The organism is Lysinibacillus sp. GbtcB16 (assembly GCF_019091145.1).
GTDB lineage: Bacteria > Bacillota > Bacilli > Bacillales_A > Planococcaceae > Lysinibacillus > Lysinibacillus fusiformis.
This window is the reverse complement of the sequence record NZ_JAGXJV010000882.1, coordinates 1-235: the sequence shown is the minus strand read 5'-3', so window position 1 is coordinate 235 and position 235 is coordinate 1. Positions and strand designations below refer to the sequence as shown.

1 protein-coding gene is annotated in these 235 nt (G+C 37.9%); it reads left to right on the top strand.

The features are described from left to right. Window positions 1-3: 3 nt before the first annotated feature. The coding region (locus KVT27_RS26195; RefSeq protein WP_217582335.1) for an alcohol dehydrogenase catalytic domain-containing protein at window positions 4-235 on the top strand (232 nt) is incomplete at its 3' end.

The following is a 235-nucleotide window of genomic DNA, read 5'->3' as shown; positions in this document are numbered from 1 at the left end:
GAAATGAAAGCAATGATAATTGATAAGTACGGAAAAGTTCCAATGCGCATGGCAGAGGTACCTACTCCTGAAATAAACCAACATGAAGTGCTCGCAGAAATTCATGCAGCTAGTATTAACCCAATTGACTTTAAAATACGTGATGGAAAAGTAAAGATGTTACTGAAATATGAAATGCCTCTAATCCTTGGTAATGACTTTTCCGGTGTCATCGTGAAGGTTGGATCGCAAGTAA